Genomic DNA, 3,479 nt, shown 5'->3' on the forward strand with positions numbered 1-3,479 from the left:
CGGTCCTCGAGGCTTTGGCCGCGCTCTCCGCGGCGCTGCTCCGCGCCGACCGCTCCGCCGCGGGGCGGGCGCGGGAGACGCTGTTTCGCGAGCTGGCCCGCAGCGACTCCCTGGGGCGCGTCGTCGTTCGCGATCTCGCCGACCACGCCGCGGTCCACTATGTCAGGGCGCTGGTCGCGGAGGCGCGGCCGCCGCGGCGGGTCGGTGGCTGAGCCGGTCCGGTCGTGGTTGGTCAGCCGGTCGCGCCCGACAGGACCTTGCCGAGCGTGTCTGCCAAGGCCGCGGCGCTGCGCTTGAGCCCCTGGAGCTCCTTCGGCCACAGCTCGATCTCGAGCGTCTTCTCCGCGCCGCCGCGGCCGACGAGCGTCGGCACCGAAAGGGCGACGTCGCGGATCCCGTAGGTGCCCGGGCCGCCGCGGAGGACGGTCGACACCGGCAGCACGCACTTCCGGTCCAGTGCGATGGCGTGGATCACCTCGGCGATCGAGACACCGACGGCGAACCCGGCGCCGGTCTTCTTCTTGATCATCTCGGCGCCGCTGGTCTTCGTGCGCTCGAAGACGTCGGCGGCGAGCTTCGGGGAATAGCCGGGCCATTTCTCCAGTGCCAGTCCCGCGATCGCGGCGCTGCTCCACACCGGCACCATCGTGTCGCCGTGCTCGCCGAGGATGATCGCCTGGACCTGCGTGGCCGGAGCGGCAAGGTTGTGCGCCAATAGCGCCCGGAAGCGGAGCGTGTCGAGGAGCGTGCCGAGGCCGATCACCCGGCCGCGCGGCAGACCGAGCTCCTGCTCGGCCAGGTAGGTGAGGATGTCGACGGGGTTGCTGACGACGAGGACCGTGGCGTCGGCCTTCATGCCCCCCGACTTCACCTGCGCGAGGATCGAGCGGAACAGGACGACGTTGCGGTTGATCAGCGCCAGCCGGCTCTCGTCGGGCTTGCGGCGGAGGCCGGCCGTGATGCAGATGACGTCGGCGTCGGCGAGCGAGTCGTAGCCGCCGGCGCGGATCACCTGGTCGGCGATCGCCGGCGTGCCGTGGAGCATGTCGAGCGCCTGGCCGTCCGCCAGGTCGGCATTGGCATCGACGAGGACGATCTCGTGGACGATGCCACCGAGCTGGAGGGCGAAGCCGGCCGAGGACCCCACGATCCCGCCGCCGCCGATGATTCCGACCTTCATGGACGCTGCTTTCCGGAGAGGTGTGATTCGTGCGCGGTGGCGCTCAGGCGGCGCTGATGCCCAGCTCGCGGCAGACCTGCTCGGTGACCGCCTTGACGATCGCGTCGTAATCGACGGCAGGCGTCGGGGACGAGGGCTTCGCAGACGCGGTTGCGGCTGGAAGCGGACTGGTGGTCGGGGAGTGACCGGAAGCAGCCGAGGAGGCTGCCGATACTCCAGCCGCCCCCGGCGCCGGGAACGCCGACCGTGTCACGCCCGTGTCGCCCCAACTGGCACGGAACACGTCGTTGGCACAGATGTCGCAGTTTTCCATCCCCTTCTCGAGGCGCGCGTCGGTGTAGCCCCACTTCTGCTTGAGGTCGAGCAGCTCCTTCGTCTCCTGCTTGGAGAGGAACGTGACGCGGCCGAGGTCCTTGGCGAGCATCAGGATCCGGCAGTAGGCGTCGAGGATCTCGGTCCACCAGTAGGCCTTCTCGATCGTCTCGCCGAAGCTCACCGTGCCGTGGTTGGCGAGGATCACGACGTTGCTCTTCTTCACGAACGGCTTGACCGTGTCGGCGAACTTCTGCCCGCCGGGGGTCTCGTATTTCGTGATCGGGATGTCGCCGAGAAACACCTCGACCTCGGGGAGGACGCACTGCGGGATCGGCTCGCGGGCGACGGCGAAGGCGGTGGCGTGCGGCGGATGGCAGTGGACGACGCTGTTGACGTCGGCGCGCTCCTTCATGATCGTGAGGTGGAGGAGGATTTCGCTCGAGCGCTTGCGATTGCCGGCGAGCTGGTTGCCCTCCATGTCGACGATGCACAGGTCGGAGGGCTTCATGAACCCCTTCGAGATCATCGTCGGCGTGCACAGGACCTCGTCGGGACCGAGGCGGAACGAGATGTTGCCGTCGTTGCCGGCGGCGAAGCCCTTGGCGTAGATCCGCCGGCCGATGTCGCAGATCTCCTCCTTGAGCTGGGCGAGCGACTTGCTGCTGGTCGTGACGGCCATGGAAAACCTCCTTGGGGCTGGTGTTCTCGATTGTTCCCCACGCTGCCGGTCGCGGTCGGTCTGACGGTCGGCGAAATCCGGAGCGTGGTGCCGGTCGAAACGGTCGGTGGGGTGGTGACAGTCAGGCGTGGTCCGGGGCGAGGTGGAGCCGGTCGATCAGGGCGGCGACATAGGCATCGATCGGCTTGTCGAGCGGGCGGAAGGGCTGCGCCGCCTCTCCCCCTTCGCTGAAGGCGACGATCTGGCCGTCGCCGGCACCGAGGTCGTCCCAGGCGACAAGCGCCTCGGCCGGGCCGTCACCGCGTGCCAGATCCGCGGTCGCCAGCGGCACGACGACGCGAAACACGCCGCCGCGCACGGTGGCGTGGGGTTCGACGAGGGTCACGGTGCCGATCGAGAGACCGAGGCGCATGGGGAGACTCCAGGCGAGGTCAGTGGCTCTTGCAGCCGCAGCCCTCGGCCGCGGCGGCAAGCTCGGTGGGGAGCGCGGCGTCGAGCCGGGCGAACTCGACCGCGACGCGTTCGAGGGCCCCCGGCGACCACTCGCGCGGATTGACGACGAGCAGATTGGCGGCCGCATCGCGGGCCGCGGCGAGCAGGGCGACGGCATCCCGGGCCGTCACCGCACGGAGGCTGCGCGAGCGATTGGCGAGGATCAGGGCCACGGCCGGGCGACCGGTGAAGAGGAGCCCCCGGGCGGCGTCGCGCGAGGCCTGAAGGGAGAGCGCCTCGATCACGTCGGTCATCCCCGTCGCCGGCAGTTGCTGGACGCCCGGCAGCGCCCTGGCGATCCGGACCGCCCCGGCGGCAGCATCGGCTGGGCAGTCGACCCGGGCGAGGAGAAACGGCCGGGCAACGACGGCCGGAGCCATCGGGGCGCTCCCGCGATCGACCGCGATCCCGAGGTCCGCCAGCCGCTCGCGCGCCGACGGCGTGATCACCGCGCGCGGATCGACGACGATCCGCGCCGTGCCGGCCGGCAGGCGGTCGATCGTGGCCACGGCGATGACCCGCTCGGCGATCCGTGCGGAAGGCGGTGCGGAGCCCGAGGCGACTCCCGGCGCGGCGCCGGAAGCCGCGCCGGTCGGAAACGCCGCGGTGCCGGCCGCAGGACCGGCGGTGCGGAGCCGGCGGATCACCTCGGCGACGAGGGCACGGATCTCGTCGGGCGTCGGTACGGGGGCGGGATGTGGTGTCATGGCGGTGCCGTGGTCAGGCAGTGGCGTCGACCAGGCCGATCGTGCTCCAGCGGGCGGGGGTGGTGTCGGAGCCGAGGCGTTCGCGGAGCAGGCGGCCGTCGCTGGT

4 protein-coding genes are annotated in these 3,479 nt (G+C 71.0%); all 4 read right to left on the bottom strand.

The genetic code is table 11. The features are described 5' to 3' along the window. Positions 1-232 precede the first annotated feature (232 nt). The 4 genes from FJ309_17195 to FJ309_17210 all read right to left on the bottom strand — a co-directional run bounded on the left by FJ309_17195 (position 233) and on the right by FJ309_17210 (position 3,373). Entirely contained in the window at positions 233-1,180 is a 948-nt protein-coding gene (locus FJ309_17195) for a lactate dehydrogenase (GenBank protein MBM3956310.1), read from the bottom strand. 43 nt (positions 1,181-1,223) lie between these two features. After that, positions 1,224-2,174, bottom strand: coding sequence for a class II aldolase/adducin family protein (locus FJ309_17200; protein MBM3956311.1), 951 nt, complete (start codon positions 2,172-2,174; stop codon positions 1,224-1,226). 121 nt (positions 2,175-2,295) lie between these two features. Further along, positions 2,296-2,586: a carbon dioxide concentrating mechanism protein CcmL gene (locus FJ309_17205; protein MBM3956312.1), complete on the bottom strand. Its 291-nt coding sequence runs from the start codon at positions 2,584-2,586 to the stop codon at positions 2,296-2,298. Positions 2,587-2,605: 19 nt separating this feature from the next. Beyond that, a complete protein-coding gene (locus tag FJ309_17210; protein ID MBM3956313.1) occupies positions 2,606-3,373 on the bottom strand; it encodes a hypothetical protein in 768 nt (255 codons plus the stop codon). Between the last annotated feature and the right edge of the window lie 106 nt (positions 3,374-3,479).

Source organism: Planctomycetota bacterium, from assembly GCA_016872555.1.
GTDB lineage: Bacteria > Planctomycetota > Planctomycetia > Pirellulales > UBA1268 > F1-20-MAGs016.